The sequence below is a fragment of the Pseudomonas mucoides genome, assembly GCF_015461845.1.
Classification (GTDB): Bacteria; Pseudomonadota; Gammaproteobacteria; order Pseudomonadales; family Pseudomonadaceae; genus Aquipseudomonas; species Aquipseudomonas mucoides.
The window spans coordinates 420,566-438,565 of sequence record NZ_JACOPW010000004.1 but is presented as its reverse complement, the minus strand read 5'-3'; the positions used below and the strand labels follow the sequence as shown (position 1 = coordinate 438,565).

The 18,000-nt window shown below is 59.7% G+C and carries 20 protein-coding genes and 1 pseudogene; 12 read left to right on the top strand and 9 right to left on the bottom strand.

Annotated elements, in window-relative coordinates:
• Positions 1-124 precede the first annotated feature (124 nt).
• Together H8F22_RS20735 and hemH are read left to right on the top strand one after the other, a co-directional pair.
• Positions 125-1,027 (top strand): TIGR01777 family oxidoreductase, encoded by a 903-nt coding sequence (locus H8F22_RS20735; protein WP_194940621.1) that lies wholly within the window; start codon positions 125-127, stop codon positions 1,025-1,027.
• A 13-nt stretch (positions 1,028-1,040) separates the two neighbouring features.
• Entirely contained in the window at positions 1,041-2,066 is a 1,026-nt protein-coding gene (hemH, locus tag H8F22_RS20730; protein WP_194940620.1) for a ferrochelatase, read from the top strand.
• Positions 2,067-2,198: 132 nt separating this feature from the next.
• Here hemH and H8F22_RS20725 read toward each other — a convergent pair whose 3' ends face one another.
• Together H8F22_RS20725 and upp are read right to left on the bottom strand one after the other, a co-directional pair.
• On the bottom strand, positions 2,199-3,473 hold the full coding sequence (locus H8F22_RS20725) for a uracil-xanthine permease family protein (RefSeq protein ID WP_027925971.1): 1,275 nt from the start codon (positions 3,471-3,473) through the stop codon (positions 2,199-2,201).
• A gap of 2 nt (positions 3,474-3,475) precedes the next feature.
• The gene (gene upp, locus H8F22_RS20720; RefSeq protein ID WP_027925972.1) at positions 3,476-4,114 is read right to left on the bottom strand and encodes a uracil phosphoribosyltransferase; all 639 of its coding nucleotides are present in this window, start codon (positions 4,112-4,114) and stop codon (positions 3,476-3,478) included.
• Between the two features lie 164 nt (positions 4,115-4,278).
• Here upp and H8F22_RS20715 point away from each other — a divergent pair, with 164 nt between their 5' ends.
• Together H8F22_RS20715 and H8F22_RS20710 are read left to right on the top strand one after the other, a co-directional pair.
• Positions 4,279-4,836, top strand: a complete 558-nt coding sequence (locus H8F22_RS20715; RefSeq protein WP_027925973.1) for a hypoxanthine-guanine phosphoribosyltransferase — start codon at positions 4,279-4,281, stop codon at positions 4,834-4,836.
• Positions 4,837-4,839: 3 nt separating this feature from the next.
• The gene (locus tag H8F22_RS20710) at positions 4,840-5,313 is read left to right on the top strand and encodes a WbuC family cupin fold metalloprotein (protein WP_027925974.1); all 474 of its coding nucleotides are present in this window, start codon (positions 4,840-4,842) and stop codon (positions 5,311-5,313) included.
• A gap of 9 nt (positions 5,314-5,322) precedes the next feature.
• On the opposite strand, the gene dauA is transcribed toward H8F22_RS20710, so the two are convergent.
• A complete protein-coding gene (gene dauA / locus H8F22_RS20705; protein ID WP_027925975.1) occupies positions 5,323-7,044 on the bottom strand; it encodes a C4-dicarboxylic acid transporter DauA in 1,722 nt (573 codons plus the stop codon).
• A gap of 151 nt (positions 7,045-7,195) precedes the next feature.
• On the opposite strand from dauA, the gene H8F22_RS20700 reads away from it, so the two are divergent.
• Positions 7,196-7,681, top strand: coding sequence for a hypothetical protein (locus H8F22_RS20700; RefSeq protein ID WP_027925976.1), 486 nt, complete (start codon positions 7,196-7,198; stop codon positions 7,679-7,681).
• Positions 7,682-7,744: 63 nt separating this feature from the next.
• Positions 7,745-8,032, top strand: a complete 288-nt coding sequence (locus H8F22_RS20695) for a PA4642 family protein (RefSeq protein ID WP_194940619.1) — start codon at positions 7,745-7,747, stop codon at positions 8,030-8,032.
• A 94-nt stretch (positions 8,033-8,126) separates the two neighbouring features.
• Here H8F22_RS20695 and mqo read toward each other — a convergent pair whose 3' ends face one another.
• Both mqo and H8F22_RS20685 read right to left on the bottom strand, forming a co-directional pair.
• The gene (gene mqo, locus H8F22_RS20690; RefSeq protein ID WP_027925978.1) at positions 8,127-9,635 is read right to left on the bottom strand and encodes a malate dehydrogenase (quinone); all 1,509 of its coding nucleotides are present in this window, start codon (positions 9,633-9,635) and stop codon (positions 8,127-8,129) included.
• A 738-nt stretch (positions 9,636-10,373) separates the two neighbouring features.
• Positions 10,374-10,607 carry a hypothetical protein gene (locus tag H8F22_RS20685; protein WP_027925979.1) on the bottom strand — a complete coding sequence of 78 codons (234 nt, stop codon included), beginning with the start codon at positions 10,605-10,607 and terminating at the stop codon, positions 10,374-10,376.
• 204 nt (positions 10,608-10,811) lie between these two features.
• Here H8F22_RS20685 and H8F22_RS20680 point away from each other — a divergent pair, with 204 nt between their 5' ends.
• On the top strand, positions 10,812-11,396 hold the full coding sequence (locus H8F22_RS20680) for a YajG family lipoprotein (RefSeq protein WP_027925980.1): 585 nt from the start codon (positions 10,812-10,814) through the stop codon (positions 11,394-11,396).
• Between the two features lie 178 nt (positions 11,397-11,574).
• On the opposite strand, the gene H8F22_RS20675 is transcribed toward H8F22_RS20680, so the two are convergent.
• Positions 11,575-11,781 carry a hypothetical protein gene (locus tag H8F22_RS20675; protein WP_027925981.1) on the bottom strand — a complete coding sequence of 69 codons (207 nt, stop codon included), beginning with the start codon at positions 11,779-11,781 and terminating at the stop codon, positions 11,575-11,577.
• 194 nt (positions 11,782-11,975) lie between these two features.
• Here H8F22_RS20675 and H8F22_RS20670 point away from each other — a divergent pair, with 194 nt between their 5' ends.
• Positions 11,976-12,254, top strand: coding sequence for a hypothetical protein (locus H8F22_RS20670; protein ID WP_027925982.1), 279 nt, complete (start codon positions 11,976-11,978; stop codon positions 12,252-12,254).
• Positions 12,255-12,318: 64 nt separating this feature from the next.
• Here the strand turns inward: H8F22_RS20670 and H8F22_RS20665 are convergent, their stop codons facing one another.
• A complete protein-coding gene (locus tag H8F22_RS20665; protein WP_172825929.1) occupies positions 12,319-13,482 on the bottom strand; it encodes a 1-acyl-sn-glycerol-3-phosphate acyltransferase in 1,164 nt (387 codons plus the stop codon).
• A gap of 142 nt (positions 13,483-13,624) precedes the next feature.
• Between H8F22_RS20665 and H8F22_RS20660 the strand changes: the two genes are divergently transcribed.
• From H8F22_RS20660 to H8F22_RS20650, 3 genes are read left to right on the top strand one after another with little or no spacing between them, the layout of a single operon-like run.
• Entirely contained in the window at positions 13,625-13,807 is a 183-nt protein-coding gene (locus tag H8F22_RS20660; RefSeq protein WP_020799766.1) for a CPXCG motif-containing cysteine-rich protein, read from the top strand.
• A gap of 9 nt (positions 13,808-13,816) precedes the next feature.
• On the top strand, positions 13,817-14,077 hold the full coding sequence (locus H8F22_RS20655) for a putative signal transducing protein (protein ID WP_027925984.1): 261 nt from the start codon (positions 13,817-13,819) through the stop codon (positions 14,075-14,077).
• A gap of 35 nt (positions 14,078-14,112) precedes the next feature.
• The gene (locus tag H8F22_RS20650) at positions 14,113-14,736 is read left to right on the top strand and encodes an SOS response-associated peptidase (protein ID WP_027925985.1); all 624 of its coding nucleotides are present in this window, start codon (positions 14,113-14,115) and stop codon (positions 14,734-14,736) included.
• 41 nt (positions 14,737-14,777) lie between these two features.
• Here the strand turns inward: H8F22_RS20650 and H8F22_RS33100 are convergent, their stop codons facing one another.
• Complete coding sequence (locus H8F22_RS33100) at positions 14,778-15,521, bottom strand: methyl-accepting chemotaxis protein (protein ID WP_370693218.1); 744 nt, start codon at positions 15,519-15,521, stop codon at positions 14,778-14,780.
• Positions 15,522-15,632: 111 nt separating this feature from the next.
• Positions 15,633-15,830, bottom strand: a pseudogene (locus H8F22_RS33095) (HAMP domain-containing protein); the annotation flags it as partial.
• A gap of 1,302 nt (positions 15,831-17,132) precedes the next feature.
• Here H8F22_RS33095 and H8F22_RS20640 point away from each other — a divergent pair.
• On the top strand, positions 17,133-17,948 hold the full coding sequence (locus H8F22_RS20640; RefSeq protein WP_194940617.1) for a M48 family metallopeptidase: 816 nt from the start codon (positions 17,133-17,135) through the stop codon (positions 17,946-17,948).
• Positions 17,949-18,000 lie beyond the last annotated feature (52 nt).

Sequence of the window (18,000 nt, the reverse complement as noted above, 5' to 3'; positions counted from 1 at the left end):
CTTCTAGCGTTCTCGATCTGACAGCTTGGCCTATTGTTAAACACAGGACATGCCCGATACCAAAGATCCCTGCTTATAAAAATAGACTAGTGATCAGGGTTAAACGCCACGCGAGGAAGAAGTCATGCACATATTGCTGACCGGCGGTACTGGTTTGATAGGACGTCAGCTCTGCAGACACTGGTTGAGTCAGGGGCACAGCCTGACGGTCTGGAGTCGCAAGCCAGAAAAAGTCGCGAAAATCTGCGGCTCTCAAGTGAAGGGTATTGCCCGGCTGGAGGACCTCGATCAGGCACCGCTGGACGCCATTATCAATCTGGCAGGCGCACCGATTGCCGATCGGCCCTGGACGCACAAGCGCAAGGCGTTGCTCTGGAGCAGCCGCATCACCCTGACGGAAACGCTGCTGGCGTGGCTCGAAAAACGCGAGCAAAAGCCTTCGCTGTTGATGTCCGGTTCTGCGGTGGGCTGGTATGGCGATGGAGGGGAGCGTGAGCTGACCGAGGCATCGCCCCCGGTCATCGATGATTTCGCCAGCCAGTTGTGCGTCGCCTGGGAAGAAACCGCCCAGCGTGCCGAAGCCTTGGGGTTGCGTGTCGTGCTGATTCGTACCGGGTTGGTGTTGTCGGCCGAGGGCGGCTTTTTGTCGCGGCTGTTGCTGCCGTTCAAACTGGGGCTGGGCGGGCCGATCGGTAGCGGTCGGCAGTGGATGCCATGGATTCATATCAACGATCAAATCGCCCTGATTGATTTTCTTCTGCATCAGAATGACGCTAGCGGTCCTTATAATGCCTGCGCGCCAAAACCGGTGCGCAATCGCGAATTTGCCAAGACGTTGGGCAGCGTGCTGCACCGCCCGGCGTTCATGCCCATGCCAGCCCTGGCGTTGAAAGTGGGGCTTGGCGAGTTGTCGTTGTTGTTGCTGGGTGGGCAGAAGGCCCTGCCGGTTCGCGCGCTGGACGCGGGTTTCACTTTCCAGTTCACCGATTTGCGCGCGGCCCTGGACGACCTGTCCAGCCGCCTTTGAAATAGGACGTTGCATGACCGATCACGCATTGCTTCTGGTTAACCTGGGTTCACCGGCCTCCACCTCGGTGGCGGATGTGCGCAGCTACCTCAATCAATTTTTGATGGACCCGTATGTGATCGACCTGCCATGGCCGGTGCGACGCTTGCTGGTGTCGCTGATCCTGATCAAACGCCCGGAGCAGTCAGCCCACGCCTACGCGTCGATCTGGTGGGAGGAGGGCTCGCCCCTGGTGGTACTCAGCCGTCGCCTGCAACAGGCCATGACTGCCCAGTGGAGCCATGGGCCGGTAGAGCTGGCGATGCGCTACGGTGAGCCGTCGATTGAGACGAAACTGGTTCAGCTGGCCGCCCAGGGCCACAAAAAAATCACGCTCGCTCCGCTTTATCCTCAGTTCGCCGACAGCACCGTGACCACGGTGATTGAGGAAGCCAGGCGGGTAGTGCGTGAGAAGCAGCTCGACGTACAGTTTTCGGTTCTCCAGCCTTTTTACGATCAACCGGAATACCTCGACGCGTTGGTCGCCAGCGCGAAGCCTTATTTGCAGCAGGATTACGATCACCTGTTGCTGAGCTTCCACGGTTTGCCGGAGCGGCACCTGACCAAGATCGACCCTACCGGCCATCATTGCTTCAAAAGCGATCATTGCTGCCAGAACGCTTCGCCAGAAGTATTGGCGACCTGCTACCGCGCCCAATGCCTGCGTACTGCCTCCGAGTTTGCCAAACGGCTGGGGCTGCCGGATGGCAAGTGGTCGGTGTCGTTCCAGTCGCGTTTGGGCCGGGCGAAATGGATCGAACCCTACACCGAAGCGCGCCTCGATGAGCTGGCGGGAATGGGCGTGAAGAAGGTGCTAGTGATGTGCCCCGCGTTCGTTGCCGATTGCATCGAGACGCTTGAGGAAATCGGTGATCGCGGGAAGGAATTGTTCCGCGAGGCGGGGGGCGAGGAATTGGTGCTGGTACCTTGCCTCAACGATGATCCGCAGTGGGCGCGGGCGTTGAGTGCCTTGTGTGAAAGGGCGCCGTTGGCGTTGTAAGAAGACAAACTGTGGCGAGGGAGCTTGCTCCCGTTTGAGTGCGCAGCACTCACAAAATCTTCATTAACTGCGAGATTTTGGGGCCGCTTCGCGACCCAGCGGGAGCAAGCTCCCTCGCCACAGGATCAGCTGTTACAGAAGCGGCTCATCCGCCTTCTTGTGCTTCCAGCTGTCATTCCCCGGCAGCAACAGGTTCAGCGCAATCGCCACCACCGCGCACAGCGCGATGCCTTTGAGGCCGAAGTCGTCCGGGCCAGTCCCGGTGCCGACCAGCACACCACCAATCCCGAACACCAGGGTCACCGACACAATCACCAGATTGCGCGCTTCGCCCAGATCGATCTTGTGGCGAATCAGCGTGTTCATGCCCACGGCCGCAATCGAACCGAACAACAGGCAGAGAATCCCGCCCATCACCGGCACCGGAATGCTTTGCAACAGCGCGCCGAACTTGCCGATGAACGCCAGGCTGATGGCGAAGATCGCCGCCCAGGTCATGATTTTCGGGTTGTAGTTCTTGGTCAGCATCACCGCGCCCGTCACTTCGGCGTACGTGGTGTTGGGTGGACCGCCGAACAGGCCGGCTGCGGTGGTGGCAATGCCATCGCCGAGCAGGGTGCGGTGCAGGCCGGGCTTCTTCAGGTAATCGCGGCCGGTCACGCTACCGACGGCAATCACGCCGCCGATGTGCTCGATGGCCGGGGCCAACGCTACCGGAACGATGAACAGAATCGCCTGCCAGTTGAACTCCGGCGCGGTGAAGTGCGGAATCGCAAACCACGGGGCCGCGGCAATCTTCGCGGTATCCACGACGCCGAAATAGAAGGCCATGGCAAAACCGACCAGCACGCCGGAAATGATCGGCACCAGGCGGAAAATGCCTTTGCCGAATACCGCAACGATCAGGGTGGTCAGCAGCGCCGGCATCGAGATCAGCATCGCCGTCTGGTAATGAATCAGCTCAGTGCCGTCGCCGGCCTTGCCCATTGCCATGTTGGCGGCAATCGGCGCCATGGCCAGGCCGATGGAGATGATCACCGGGCCAATCACCACCGGTGGCAGCAAGCGGTCGATGAACCCGGTGCCTTTGATCTTCACGGCCAGTCCGAGAAAGGTGTAGACGAAACCGGCCGCCATCACGCCGCCCATGGTCGCGGCGAGGCCGAATTGGCCCTTGGCGAGAATGATCGGGGTGATGAAGGCAAAGCTCGACGCCAGGAACACCGGCACCTGACGCCCGGTGACGATCTGAAACAGAATCGTCCCCAGGCCCGCAGTGAACAACGCGACGTTCGGGTCGAGGCCGGTAATCAGCGGCATCAACACCAGGGCGCCGAAGGCCACGAACAGCATCTGTGCACCCGACAGCACCGTGCGCCAGAGCGGATCGTTGAACTCTTGTTGCATGCTCAAGCGTCCTTCTGCTTGGTGCCGAAGATTTTGTCACCGGCATCGCCCAGGCCCGGAATGATGTAACCGTGTTCGTTCAGTTTTTCATCAATGGAGGCGGTGTAGATGGTCACGTCGGGGTGAGCCTTCTCCACGGCGGCGATGCCTTCCGGCGCGGCGACCAGCACCATGGCGCGGATGTCGCGGCAGCCGGCCTTTTTCAGCAGGTCGATGGTGGCGACCATGGAGCTGCCGGTAGCGAGCATCGGGTCGATGATCATCGCCAGGCGCTCGTTGATTTCCGGGACCAGTTTTTCCAGGTAGGTGTGGGCCTGCAGGGTCTGTTCGTTGCGGGCTACGCCCACGGCGCTGACCTTGGCGCCCGGGATCAGGCTCAGCACGCCTTCGAGCATGCCGATACCGGCGCGCAGGATCGGGACTACAGTAATCTTCTTGCCGGCGATTTTCTCGACCGACACGGTGCCGCACCAGCCTTCAATGTCGTAGGCTTCCAGCGGCAGGTCTTTGGTGGCTTCATAGGTCAGCAGGGCGCCGACTTCCTGAGCGAGCTCACGGAAATTCTTGGTGCTGATATCTGCACGGCGCATGAGGCCAAGTTTATGACGGATCAGCGGGTGGCGGATCTCGAGGATGGGCATGGGAAAGGCTCCGGCGGCGGGCAAAAAAACCGGCCTAGATTAATCTATCCGAGGGTGTTGTCCTATAGACATACAGTACGTTAGTCCACAAACGCTTGATCTGGCCGTGCGGGATGCGTACCTTTGCCCGCTTTTCCTGTCCGCCACCCCCCTTGGAGAGCGCCATGTCCGCTGATCTCGAGCATATCCGTCAAATCATGCGAGAGGCTGACTGCCTGTACACCGAAGCTGAAGTCGAGGCGGCCATCGCCCGCGTCGGTGCACAAATCAACGATCAACTGGCGGATTCCAACCCGGTGGTGTTCTGTGTGATGAACGGCGGCCTGATTTTCTCCGGCAAGCTGCTGACGCACCTGCACTTCCCGCTGGAAGCTTCTTACCTGCACGCCACCCGCTATCGCAACGAAACCAGCGGCGGCGACCTGTTCTGGAAAGCCAAGCCGGAAGTGTCGTTCATCGATCGTGACGTGCTGATCATCGACGACATCCTCGATGAAGGTCACACCCTGGGCGCGATCATCGACTTCTGCAAACACGCCGGCGCGCGCAAAGTGCACACCGCCGTGCTGATCGACAAGGACCACGACCGCAAGGCTCGTCCGGACCTGAAAGCCGATTTCGTCGGCCTGCCGTGCATCGACCGTTACATTTTCGGTTACGGCATGGACTACAAGGGTTACTGGCGTAATGCCAACGGCATTTTTGCTGTTAAAGGGATGTAATCATTGGCCACGCCGAGCTTTCTTGATCAAACGTTATTCACCGAATTGGCCGAGAAAGCTGCGGACAATCCGCGCGGGCGCCAGCATCACAACTTTCATCGGATGGAGGAACCGTGCCATCGCATGGCCGTGGGTTTGCAGCCAAGTACGTATATTCCCCCTCATCGGCATCTGAGTGATGACAAGGCGGAAACGCTGTTGGTGCTGCGGGGGCGTCTCGGTCTGTTGATTTTTGATGAGTCTGGAGGCGTTATCCACACGCGCGTTCTGCAAGCGGCTGGCGAATCGGTGGGCGTTGATCTTCCTCACGGCGTGTTTCATGGTCTGGTCGTGCTGGAAGCCGACAGCGTGATGTTCGAGTGCAAAGCCGGCCCTTATCGGCCGGTCGGTGAAGGTGAGCTTGCTCCGTGGGCACCGCGTGAAGGCGAGCCGGGTGTGGCCGAGTATCAGGCGTGGATGCGCGCGCAGTTTGATTGAGCCGTACCCTCAATTTTCCCCGGCCAGCCAGCGTTCGCTTTTGCGACGAGCCTGTTCCAGGTTGTTCACGTAGGCCAGCTTACGCTGTTCCCGATGGATGCCCGCGCGCCTGAGCTTCAGGCGCACCCGTGGAGCGGTCGCCACCAGAATCAGGCCGATGCCGTCCGTGCGGTAATCCCTCAGGATATTGTCGAAGGCCGCCAGCGCCGTCATGTCCAGCATCGGCACGGCGCTCATCTCGACGATCACCACTTTGACCTCCGGGTTGAATTTGCGTAGCACCCCCAGGGCTTTTTCAGCCGCGCCGAAGAACAGTGGCCCGCGTATCGCATAGCAGCGAACATGCTCCGGCATGTCCTGCAGGGCCTGATGGTAGGCGGGGGGGAGTTCGGCGGTGTCGGTGAGGTCGCTCATGCGCTTGATGAATAACCCGGCGGCCAGCAGCAGGCCGACGGCGACGGCCATCACCATGTCGAACAACACCGTCAGGCTCAGGCAGGTCAGCAAGACCAGCACATCGCTGCGAGGCGCGATGCGCAAGGTATGCAGCACGTGGCGGGCCTCGCTCATGTTCCATGCCACCATTATCAGCAACGCGGCCAGTGCAGCCATCGGCAGGTAGCTGAAAAGCGGTGCGAGGACGAGTATTGCCATCAGCACCACTGCGCTGTGAATAATGGCGGCCAGTGGCGAAAAGGCTCCGCTGCGCACGTTGGTGGCACTTCGGGCAATGGCTGCTGTGGCAGTAATGCCGCCGAACAGCGGTGCGATCAGGTTGCCCAGGCCTTGGCCCAGCAGTTCTGCGTTGGGGTCGTGTTTGCTGCCGGTCATGCCATCTGTCACCACCGCACACAATAAGGATTCGATAGCGCCGAGCATGGCAATGGCGAACGCCGGCGCCATCAATTGGCGGATCAAGTCATAAGAAAGGTGCAGAGGTTGGCCGTCGGGACCGGGAAGATTCCACGGCCAATCAAAGCGTGGCAGGAACGGCGGAATGCCGGGATGGCTGACGCCCTCGACCATGTAGCTGAAACGTTCACCCAATGTCGCCACCGCCATCCCGTTGTGCTCCAGCGCCAACCCCAGGAGCGCGCCGACGGTCAGCGCTATCAGATGCCCCGGAATCCTCGGCACCCACTTTGGCCAGACAATAAGAACTGCCAGGCATGTGATGCCGATGATCCCGTCCCCTGGCCTGGCGCTGGGCAACGCCAGAATCAACACGCCCAGCTGTTCGACGTAGTGTTCTGCATGGCCGGCGGTGTTCAGGCCCAGCAAATCCTTCAATTGCAGGGTGGCAATGACAATGCCGATCCCGGCGGTAAAGCCCAGGGTGACCGGATAAGGAATGTACTGAATCAACCGCCCGGCTCGAATCAGCCCCAGGGCAATGAGGATGATACCGGCGAGCAGGGTGCAGAGCAGCAGGCCGCCCAGGCCATATTGTTGGGTGATGGGCAGCAGAATGACCACGAACGCGGCGGTCGGCCCGCTGACATTGAAACGCGAACCGCCTGTCAGGGCGATCAGGGGCGCAGCGATCAGTACCGTATACAACCCTTGCTGGGGCGGGACACCGACGGCAATCGCCAGGGCCATGGCCAGCGGGATGGCGATAATCCCTACCGTTAACCCGGCACTGATGTCGCCACGTAAGCGTCTGAGGGTATAGCCGGCGCGCCAGGTCTGACGCCAGGCCGCGAACAACGGGGGTACGGAGAACGTCATGAACACTTCCTAGAAGGCGATGCACTGTTGAACGACGGCTGAAAGCTCGTCCAGCATGGCCAGCCTGTTACTGCGAAGTATTGACCTATATCGCCAAATCACACGGTTGATCCTCATGCTAGAGTATCCGGCCTCGCCTTCGGAGCTCGTGATGAGCCTTTTGATCCGCAGCTGTGCCGCCCTGTTGTTGAGCCTCAGCCTGCCTCTGGCGGCCGCGCCGGCGCCGATGCATGCGCAGTTTTTACCGCCCGACGACCTGACCCTGCGCGACGCGGAGCCTGAGCAGCAGCAGCTGTTACAGGTCACCGAGTATTCAGTGGTGATCGGCAGTCAGCGTCAGTCCAATCAACAGCCGATTCCGGTCACGTCACCGGTGATGATCCGCCTCAAGGGCAAATCCTTGAATAAGGGCGCGAGCATCAGCCAGGTACTGGTCAACTTCGATGGCGAAAGCAAAAGCCTGAAAAAGCCGATCTACGACGACAAAAGCAAAACCCTGACGCTGTTTTACCCGATGGCGCAGTACCGTGTGGTAATCGACTTGTTGCGCAATGACACGGTGTATTGCCAGTTCCTGAGCTATGCCAACGGCCATGTCTGGGCTGATCTGCATACCGGTGCTGTTCGTCCGCGTTGAGCCTTGTGCCCGGGCAGGGGTAAACTGCCCGCCCCGTGTAATGTCTGCGAGCTGGAGTCGGCAATGCGTAAAGATAAGAAACAAGTGATTGGTGACGAGATCGGCGACGAGCAGATCAAGTTGTTCCTCGATTTCGAGCCAGTCGACGCCACTTCGCCGTCGCTGCACAAGTTGATCAAGGCTTACCGCGGCCTGCGCATCGATGACTTCGAGCGTTTTCTGACGTTTTTCGTCGAGGCTGGCCTGGACCTGGACGGTAAGGATGAGCACGGCAATGACTTCGTCGCCCTGATCAAGGATCAGCGCAACGCGGCCGACTACATCGAGATGATCGCCAAGGCCCGCGGTTAAACTGTTGCCCTGAATAACCCGGATCATCCGTTTCCGCGGCCATAAAAAAACGCCCCGCTCTCACTGAGAACGGGGCGTTTTTTATGGGGCCGAATCAAGCGTAGCTTTCGGTCTCATTACTGGCTTCAACCAGTTCCAGCGCGACGTTGTTGTGCGCATTGATCTTGCGATACAGCGCTGCGTCGGTCTCCAGAACCTTTTCCCGAGCCGGGAAGATTTCCGCCAGTTTGGCCGCCCACTCACCAGACGCTTTGGTCGGGAAGCATTTTTCGATCAGCTCAAGCATGATCGAAACCGTCACCGAAGCACCTGGGGAAGCGCCAAGCAGTGCTGCAAGGGAACCGTCCTTGGCCGCGACCAGTTCGGTACCGAACTGCAGGACGCCGCCCTTTTTCGGGTCTTTCTTGATGATCTGAACCCGTTGGCCGGCCACTTCCAGGCGCCAGTCTTCGGCTTTCGCTTCCGGGTAGAAGCGACGCAGGGATTCCAGACGCTGTTCCATCGATTGCATCACTTCGCTGACCAGGTACTTGGTCAGGTCCATGTTGTTTTTCGCCACGGCCAGCATCGGACCGATGTTGCCGGCGCGAACCGACATCGGCAGGTCCATGAAGGAACCGTGCTTGAGGAACTTGGTGGTGAACCCGGCGTAAGGTCCGAACAACAGGGACTTGCTGCCATCGACGACACGGGTGTCCAGGTGCGGCACAGACATCGGTGGCGAACCCACGGCGGCCTGGCTGTACACCTTGGCCTGGTGGTGCTTGACCACTTCCGGGTTGTCGCAACGCAGCCATTGGCCACTGATCGGGAAGCCGCCGAAGCCTTTGCTTTCTTCGATACCCGAAGCCTGCAACAGCGGCAATGCCGCGCCGCCAGCGCCGAGGAAGACGAATTTCGCGTCGACGTCACGGGTGTTGCCGCTGTTGACGTCCTTGATGCTGACAGTCCAGCCGCCGTTGTTGCGCTTCAGGCCGGTCACGCGCTTGCAGTACTTGACCTGTGCGTCGGGCGCGCTGGTCAGGTGCTTGAGCAGTTGATTGGTCAGGGCGCCGAAGTTGACGTCTGTGCCATTCATCACGCGGGTCGCAGCGACGACTTCGTCGGCCGGACGGCCCGGCATCATCAGCGGCATCCAGTCGGCCATCTTGGCTTTGTCTTCGGTGTATTCCATGTCCGCGAAGGCGTGGTGCTTGCTCAGCACCTTGAAGCGTTCCTTGAGGAAGGAAACGCCGCTGTCACCTTGCACGAAGCTCAGGTGCGGCACCGGGCTGATGAACGACTTGCAGGAGCCGAACGTGCCTTTCTTGGTCAGGTAGGACCAGAACTGCTTCGACACCTCGAACTGAGTGTTGATGTGCACGGCTTTCTTGATGTCGACGGTGCCATCAGCCGCCTGTGGCGTGTAGTTGAGCTCACACAGCCCGGCGTGACCGGTACCGGCGTTGTTCCACGGGTTGGAACTCTCCGCAGCACCGGAATCCATCAGCTCGACGACTTCCAGCTTGATCGCGGGGTCGAGCTCTTTGAGCAATACCGCCAGGGTGGCACTCATGATGCCGGCCCCAACCAGTACTACGTCGACTGCTTCGTTATGCGCCATTTAACGCGTCTCCAAAATCTGCAGCACCAAATTGTCGGCATGGCTGCCAGGCGTTCCGGGGCGTGTCAGTGAGGCCCCTGGTACTCATGGTCAGTATCGCCATGTCCGAATCTTCGCAATTTTTTGCAACTTCGACGGACGCTACCGGCCGGGTCAATGAGGTCTATGAACTCATTTGAACGCGCGACTGGCAATTCGACTTATGGTCGATACATCCGTTTGTGCAACCAAATCCGTAGCGGACAGGCTTCAGGCTCCGGTATTCGAGGAACGCTCGGTCCTGTGTCGTTGGGCTGTTTCAGACGCTAATGGTGCATGTTCAGACGCAAAACTATTCATTTGCTCGCCACACTCTTGTGAAGTTGTGAAAACCCGTTTTTTTCACGCTCTTTTGAAGACGTGAACCTCAAAAAAGGGCTGTCCCAGCCTGGCACCGTGCCCGGATGGATTGCCGTCATGGGGTACATGGCAGGCAAAACGGGCAAACAGCTCAGTGACCGAGCGTAATGACAGCTCTGCAGATTCGCGAAAAGCGGGGTTTTTGCTCAGGGAACAGCAAGCGCGCCAGCTTCACTCGATCTGTGTGGGCGGCTCTCTGTGGGCGGTGCGGGGTGTCAATACCAAGGCATTGACGATGCTGCGAGGCCCGATCAGGAGACGTCCTTATAATCGGGGGGAGATTGTATCTAAGAAACGCAGGGAAATGGACGTGTTTAATGACTTTTATTAGGCGTTCGGTCAGGTGGTCAACAGATGTTGCACCCGTGCGCGTGGCTGGCGGGTGCTCACGCGGGCGCTAGGGGGCAGAGGCTGATGCAGCCAGTTGAGGCGGATTTCTTCGATTTCGACCCAGCTATCGCCCATCGGCTGGAGGCTGCACTGCTTGAACGCCTGGCAATGACCATTGCTGTCGAGCAGGGCAAAGCAACGGTGCAACGGGCGTGGCGCGAACAATGAGATGAGGTAGCGCATGGCGAAGTACCTGATGGGGGACTGCAGTGGAGTTTGCCCACTAGCCGTTACGTGCCAGTGTATGAACGATGACAGATGTGTGACAGGAACCGCTTTCCCAAGGGTTTGTCAGACATTTCAGTATTGATTGAAGGCCACTGGTTCGCCGCAGTGGCCCACCGCTATACTGCAAGCCTGTTTGTGCCTGATTCTGGAGAGAAGCGCATGTTGCAACGCCTGTTGTTCGGTTTAATCACTGTGACCAGTTTGACCCTCGTCGGCTGCGCCCACAGCCCGCAACAACTGAACCCTGAGCCCAAGCTGACCACTCAGCTGGCGCCGGTCGGCCATGGCCAGCCAGTGGTGGTGCGCGTGGTCGACGGTCGTCCGTCGCCAACGCTGGGCACGCGCGGCGGCCTGTACCCGGAAACCAGCGCGATCACCGTGCAGGGCGCACAGATTCTGCCGAAGCTGCAGGCGCAGGCCGAAGCGGCCGTGCGGTTGCTGGGCTTTACCCCGACCAACAATGCACCGAACGCACCGCAAATCACCGTGACCCTGGCCGAGCTGAAATATCAGTCGCCTAAAGAAGGCATGTACGTGACTGAAGCGACCATCGGCGCGACCTTTCGCTCCGATGTGCAGAACGCCAATCGTCGTTACAGCGGTCGTTACGGCGCATCCCTGGACCAGCGTTTCGGCATGGCACCGAACCAGGAAACCAACACCAAGCTGGTCAGCGATGTGTTGAGCGATGCGTTGACGCGTCTGTTCAAGGATCCGACCGTGGGTCAGGTTCTCGGCGAGTAACTTTTCGCCAGAATCAAAAAAGCCCGGAGCCAGCAATGGCCCCGGGCTTTTTCATTTATGCCTACGTCACCGAACAACGGTGGGAGCCTGCTCGCGAAAGCGGAGAGTCAGTCAAAGTCGATGTCGACTGACGCGACGCCTTCGCGAGCAGGCTCGTTCCTACAAGGAATGTGTTGTGTCAGGCGGCTTCGGAGTAGAAGTCCAGCACACTCACTCCGGTCAACAAATCCGCTTCCGGCAAATCCGCATGTTGATGCCCGCCCAGCGCGCAATACACCAGCCAGTGGCGGTCCTGAACATTGAAGGCGAGGCTTCCCACAAGGTTTTGTTGTTCGTCGCTCGGGGAGATGAGGTACAGGCGATCCTGGTTTTCAGCGTGAAGCATGACGATATCCATGTCTGTTTTCGAGGTGCGGGAGACTGACGGATTCAGATGACGAAGCTGTGACTCAAGTCAGGAATCTGCCAAATGGTCAGTTATTTGTCGTAAAGCGGGTGCAGGAGGGGAGGCTTTCGGTAGAATCCGCGCCGCAGTCGTCGGTTCGGCGCCTGCCACACCTGTTTTGTTTGAGGTCCGTGATGTCACTGCATTTGATGACGCTGTTTACCGCCCATCCCGCCAAACTGGTCAATCTGCTGGCCTTGCTGCTGGCCTTCCCCGGCAGTTGGCTGCTGCACGCCACTCGTCGCCGCGAACAGCGCGCCATGGCCAGTATCGTGTCCCAGCGCCAGCGCCAGCCCAACGTCGAGCCGACCCTGGATTGGGCGACCTTGCGCATGAACCGCTTTTTCTATCGTTTCGGTTTCGCCTGCCTGGGATTGGCGTTGCTGGTGTCGTGGATCAGCACGCGGGTCTGACAGCAAAAACTGCAGCAATGAAAACGGCGCCCTAGGGCGCCGTTGTCGTATCCAGTCGGAAGCCTTACAGCGGCAACCCGGCCTTCACCCGGTACTGATTGCGCACCGGCGTCGCATATTGCAGCACCAGGAACGGACGATGTTCCTCGGGGCAGCCCTCAAGGCGCTTGTTCCATTCTTCCTGCGCCTTGGCCAGTTCGTCGGCCGCAAATACTTCAGACGCTTTGGGCACCTGCAATTGTGGGTCGGCGTCTTTCCATTGGGCGTAGGCCAGGTAATGCACCGGGAACAGGCGATAGCCACCGAGAATTTGCTTGTCCATCTCGATCGCCAATTGCTTGGTGTCTTCGAACAGCTCGGTGATCGGCGCGGCGAAGTTCACGTGGACCCGGCCCTTGTAGCCGGTGATGCCCTTGGCAATGCTCACATCGTCCTCGCCCGGCACTTTGGTGTAGCTGCCGGTGGTGGCGCGGATGAACAACTCGCGGGCCTTGGCCTGATCGCACGGGTCGTATTCATAGCTGATCGACACAGGGGTGAGGTTCAGCGACTGAATGACTTCGCCGAATGGCTCGTCCTTGCGGCTCATGTGGAACATCTTGAGGATGGCCGATTCGGTGCGGTCGTCGCCGTCCTTCGCCCGGCCTTCAGCCTGGGCGATCCAGATCGAGGCGCAATCGTTGCGGATCGAGTGATTGATGTAGGCCGACAGCAGTTGATAGGCCGCCATCTTCTCGCGGCGACCGGTGATCGAGCGGTGCACGATGAAGCTCTTGTTCAGGCGCATCAGGTCGCTGACGAACGGCTTTTGCAGCAGGTTGTCGCCAATCGCGATGCGCGGTGTCGGCAGGCCGGCGTGGTACACGGCGTAGTTGACGAAGGCCGGGTCCATCACGATGTCGCGGTGGTTGGCGATGAACAGGTAGGCGCTGCCGGACTTGAACTGCTCGACGCCGGTGTAGGTGACACCGTCTGTGGCGCGCTCGATGGTGTGGTCGACGTACATCTCGACCTTGTCCTGCAATGTGGCCACCGAATGCACGCCAGCGAACTCGCGACGCAGCCGATGAGCTATAAGAGGTTTGAGCATCCAGCCGAAAGCACCGGCAAAACGCGGGAAGCGGAAGTGGGTGAGGATATCTAGAAACGCCTTGTCGCCAAGCAGCCTGTCCAGTACCGCTGGGACTTCGCTGTCGTCGTAAGGTCGGATGGCATCGAATTCGCCCATCATGCTCTCTTGTTAGAAACGGCTAGGGTAAGTAAAGGTTTTGATCAAAAACCGGCAGGGCACGGTCTGAAAAAATAGCCAGACAAAAATAGCCCTGCAAATAGACCGGCGATTATACGCACAAGTCACCTGGGAGACCGCGATGCTGGAAAGCGCACTGTATGAATGTCCGTATTGTGGTGAAGAGGTCGAGACGACGGTGGACCTGTCCGGCGGCGATCAGACCTACATCGAGGACTGTCAGGTGTGTTGTCGGCCGATCACGTTCGTATTGCAGGTTCATGGCGAAGACTGGTTTCTGGAAGTCTTCAGCGAGAACGAATGAGGGGCGCCCATGCAGCGGATCTACGAGCCGGAAAACCTGATGGAAGGTGAATTGCTGCAAGGCATGCTCGCCAGCGAAGGCATCGAGGCGCACCTGGTGGGCCGCGACTTGCTGGGCGGCTCGGGCGAGTTGCCGATTTTCGGCCTGCTCGGGTTGTCCGTCGATAACGACCAGGCCGAATACGCCCGTGAGCTGATCACCGCGTACAATGCCGCGCTGCCGCTGCCCGGCGATGAACCGGAAAGCTTTCCCGGCACGCTGGTCTGTTAGGCTGACGTTCGTTTTATTCAGAGTCGTGTTGCCCCATGTGTGGACGTTATGCCTTGTTTCGCTGGAACCCCGCCTTCGCGGCCCTGCCCGGTTTCCCTGCCGATCAGCAGGCCCAGTGGAATATTTCCCCCAACGATTCGGTGTTGATGCTGCGTGCCGGTGCAGACGGCCAGCGTGAACTGGCCCGCGCCCGTTGGGGCCTGACACCACCATGGCTGACCGACCTGTCCCGCACCCCGGCCCATGCCCGGGCTGAAACCGTCGCCGAGCAACCGATGTTTCGCCAGGCCTTTCGCGAGCGCCGTTGCCTGCTACCAGCCAATGGTTTCTATGAATGGCGCGGCACTACGCGCAAACGCCCGTACTGGCTGACGCCGGGGGAGGGCTCTTCGTTGTTTTTTGCGGCGATCTGGGAAGCGTACCCGGTGCAGGAGCAGGTGTGGTTGAGCACGGCGGTGATCACGCAGCCGGCGGCGAGTCAGCGTCGGCCGTTGATTCTGGACGAGGCGGGGCAGGCGGCGTGGCTGGATCCGGAGACGCCGTTGCATACCTTGCAGGCCTTGCTGGCCAGCGAACCGGCGGCGTTGCGCGAGCGGGTGCTGGCGAATCTGGTGAATGATCCGAAGCTGAATGCGCCGGAGTGTTTGACCCCGGGTTGATTGATCGTTCCCACGCAGAGCCTGGGAACGATCACTGCACACTAAACCTTGAACTGGTTGATCAACCGCCGCTGCTGTTCAGCCAGCTTGGTCAGGTCCGCACTCGCCGCGCTCGATTCATCTGCCCCGCCAGCCACTTCATTGGCCACTTGCCCAATGTTGATCACGTTGCGGTTAATGTCATCCGCCACCGCGCTCTGTTCCTCGGCCGCACTGGCAATCTGCGTGTTCATGTCGTTGATCACCGACACCGCCTGAGTAATTGTCTCCAGCGCCTCGGCGGCTTTCGCCGCGTGCTGCACGCTTTCGTCGGTACGGTTCTGGCTGTCCTCCATGACTCGCACCACGTCGCGGGTGCCTTGTTGCAGTTGCTGGATCATGGTCTGGATTTCTTCGGTGGCCTTCTGGGTTTTCTGCGCCAGGTTGCGCACTTCATCGGCCACCACCGCAAAACCACGGCCCTGTTCACCGGCACGGGCCGCTTCGATGGCCGCGTTCAAGGCCAGCAGGTTGGTCTGCTCGGCGATCCCGCGAATGGCCGTGAGGATCGCGTTGATGTTTTCGCTGTCCTTGGCTAGGGTTTGCACCACACCCACAGCCTTGCCGATTTCTATTGCCAGCACGCCAATCGAATTCGAGGTGTCCCGCACGATCTGCATGCCCTGCGCCGCCGCCTGGTCGGCATGGCTGGCGGCTTGCGCGGCCTGGGTTGCATTGCGCGCCACGTCCTGGGCGGTGGCGGTCATTTCATGCACCGCCGTCGCCACCTGATCGATCTCGGCCATTTGCTTCTGCACGCCGATGTTGGTGCGGATGGCGATGTCGGCGGTGTGTTCCGACGAATCGCTGACACTCTGCACCGACGTCACGACCTGGGTGATCATCGCCTGCAACTTGGCGAGGAATGTGTTGAAGCCTTTGGCAATCGAGCCCAGTTCGTCAGCGCGATCACTGGTCAGGCGGCGCGTCAGGTCGCCTTCGCCTTTGGCAATGTCATCGAGCATCGCCACCATCTGCTTGAGTGGCCGGGCAATGCCGTGGCCCACCAGCCAGATCACCAGCAAGCCGATACCGGCGATCAACAAACCGACCATGGCCATGCCGAAGGTGTCGGATTTGCGCTGTGCATTCAGGTCACCCTGGAGTTTTTGCAGGTCGGCCATCACCGCATTCAGTGGCAATTGGAGCATCAGGGTCCAGCGCGCGTCGGTCTGGCCGATACCGAACGGCAGGTACAACTCGATCCGGTCGTGGGCCTTGTCGACGGTGTAGGTCACTTCGCCATGCTTGAGGTTGCCCATGTTGGCGATCTGCTGGCTGTCGAGGATGTCGCTGACCTTCTCGCCGAATTTGCTCGGGTCCTTGGTGTAGGCCACGATCCGGCCGTTACCGCCGATCAACGCCATTTCCCCTGCGCCGCTGTACAGTTTCTGGTTCGCGCCCAGGAGCATTTCCTGAATGAAGTTTACCGACAGGTCGGCGCCGACGATGCCCTGGAAGGCGCCGTTGAGCATGATCGGTTCAATAAAGGAGGCGAGCATGACGACTTTATCGCCGACCTTGTAAGGCGCCGGATCGATCACGCAGGATTTTTTGGTTTCCTTGGAACACAGGTAGTACTCGCTGGCGCGCACACCGGTGGACAGGGTTTTCTGGTCGTCGACGTCCACCAGCTTGTCCAGGCCGAGGGTGCCATCATCGTTGCGGAACCACCACGGCAGGAAGCGCCCGTTGCTGGCGTCGATGCCGGTCACTTTGGTGTCGACGTAGGCGGCATCGTTGTGGTCGAGAGCGTTCTTTTCCCAGCCGATATAGGTGCCGAGGATCTTCGGGTTCTTGGCCACGTTTTCCTTGATCAGACTGATCAACTGCTCGCGGCTCACATTCAGCAGCGGCTGGCCGTCGGGCCCCTGCGTGCCGATCAAGGCGTTGACCCGCACCAGCCCGCCAGCGATCAGCAGGGGTGCTTCGAGTTCACGCTGGATCTGGCTGACCTGGGTTTGCGCCAGCGACGTCAGGCGCTGTTCGATGACTTGCTCGAATTGCGCCTGGGTCCGTTGCTGGACCATGTCTTGCGTCCGGGCGCCGGAGAACAACGCGTACAGCACCAGTGCGGCGACTACGCTAAGTACGATGGCGCCAGCGAGGGCGGCCACGGAAAACTGGATCGACTTGAATTTCATGGGTGCTCCGCACGCAAGAGGACGTCTGCGCTGGTGTATCGGCAGCGGGGCGGACAGCCATGAGCGGGGGCAGGTGAAATGACTGTTTTGGACGTGCCCGTGTCGCAATCAGAAAGGTGCCGAACCTTTGTGCGGCAAGGCAGTCAGTGCTGTATGAATTTTTTGCTACTGCCGTCGTCCCGAGTCGGGTGACGGCTTTATGGGAGTGCCGTGATGAACAAGTCTCTGGTGGCGTGCGTGTTGGGGGCGGCCTTGCTGCTGAACGGCTGCGAGACCGTCAACACGACCAGTGCAGGTGAAGTCGGTGTAGTGCGCCAGCAACACATGACCACCTTGTTGTCGAGTGAACAGGTCAATCAGGCTTACGCGCAGGACTACAAGCAGACCGTGGGGGATGCGACCAACAAAAACATCCTCGACAAGACCAGTACCGAGGCCGCGCGTGTTCAAGCAATTGCCGATCGGCTCATCGCCCAGGCGCCGACGTTTCGCCCGGATGCGGCGCAATGGCAGTGGGAGGTCAACCTGATCAAAAATGATGAGCTCAACGCCAACTGCGGTCCTGGCGGCAAGATCATTGTGTACACCGGGCTGATCGAGAAACTGCAACTGACTGACGACGAGCTGGCCGCGGTGATGGGGCATGAAATCGCCCACGCCTTGCGCGAGCACGGCCGTGAAGCGTTATCCAAATCCTATGGCGTGAATCTGATGCAACAGTTGGCCATAGCGGCGGGTGCGCCGGCAGCGATTGTCGAGGTGGGGAATAACGGCGTGAACCTGTTGATGACCTTGCCCAACAGCCGCACCAATGAAAACGAAGCCGACCTGATCGGTCTGGAGCTGGCGGCACGTGCGGGTTACAACCCGAATGCGGCGATTACCCTGTGGGAAAAAATGAGCAAGGCGGACGAAGGGGCTCCACCGGAGTTTCTCAGCACTCACCCGTCGTCCAGCAGTCGGACCGCGGCGTTGCAAGGGGCGATTCCGAAGGTGATGCCGTTGTACGAGAACGCGCGTAAATCCTGATGTTTTTGCATTGCCGGTGAGGGCCTCATCGCGAGCCGGCTCACTCCTACAT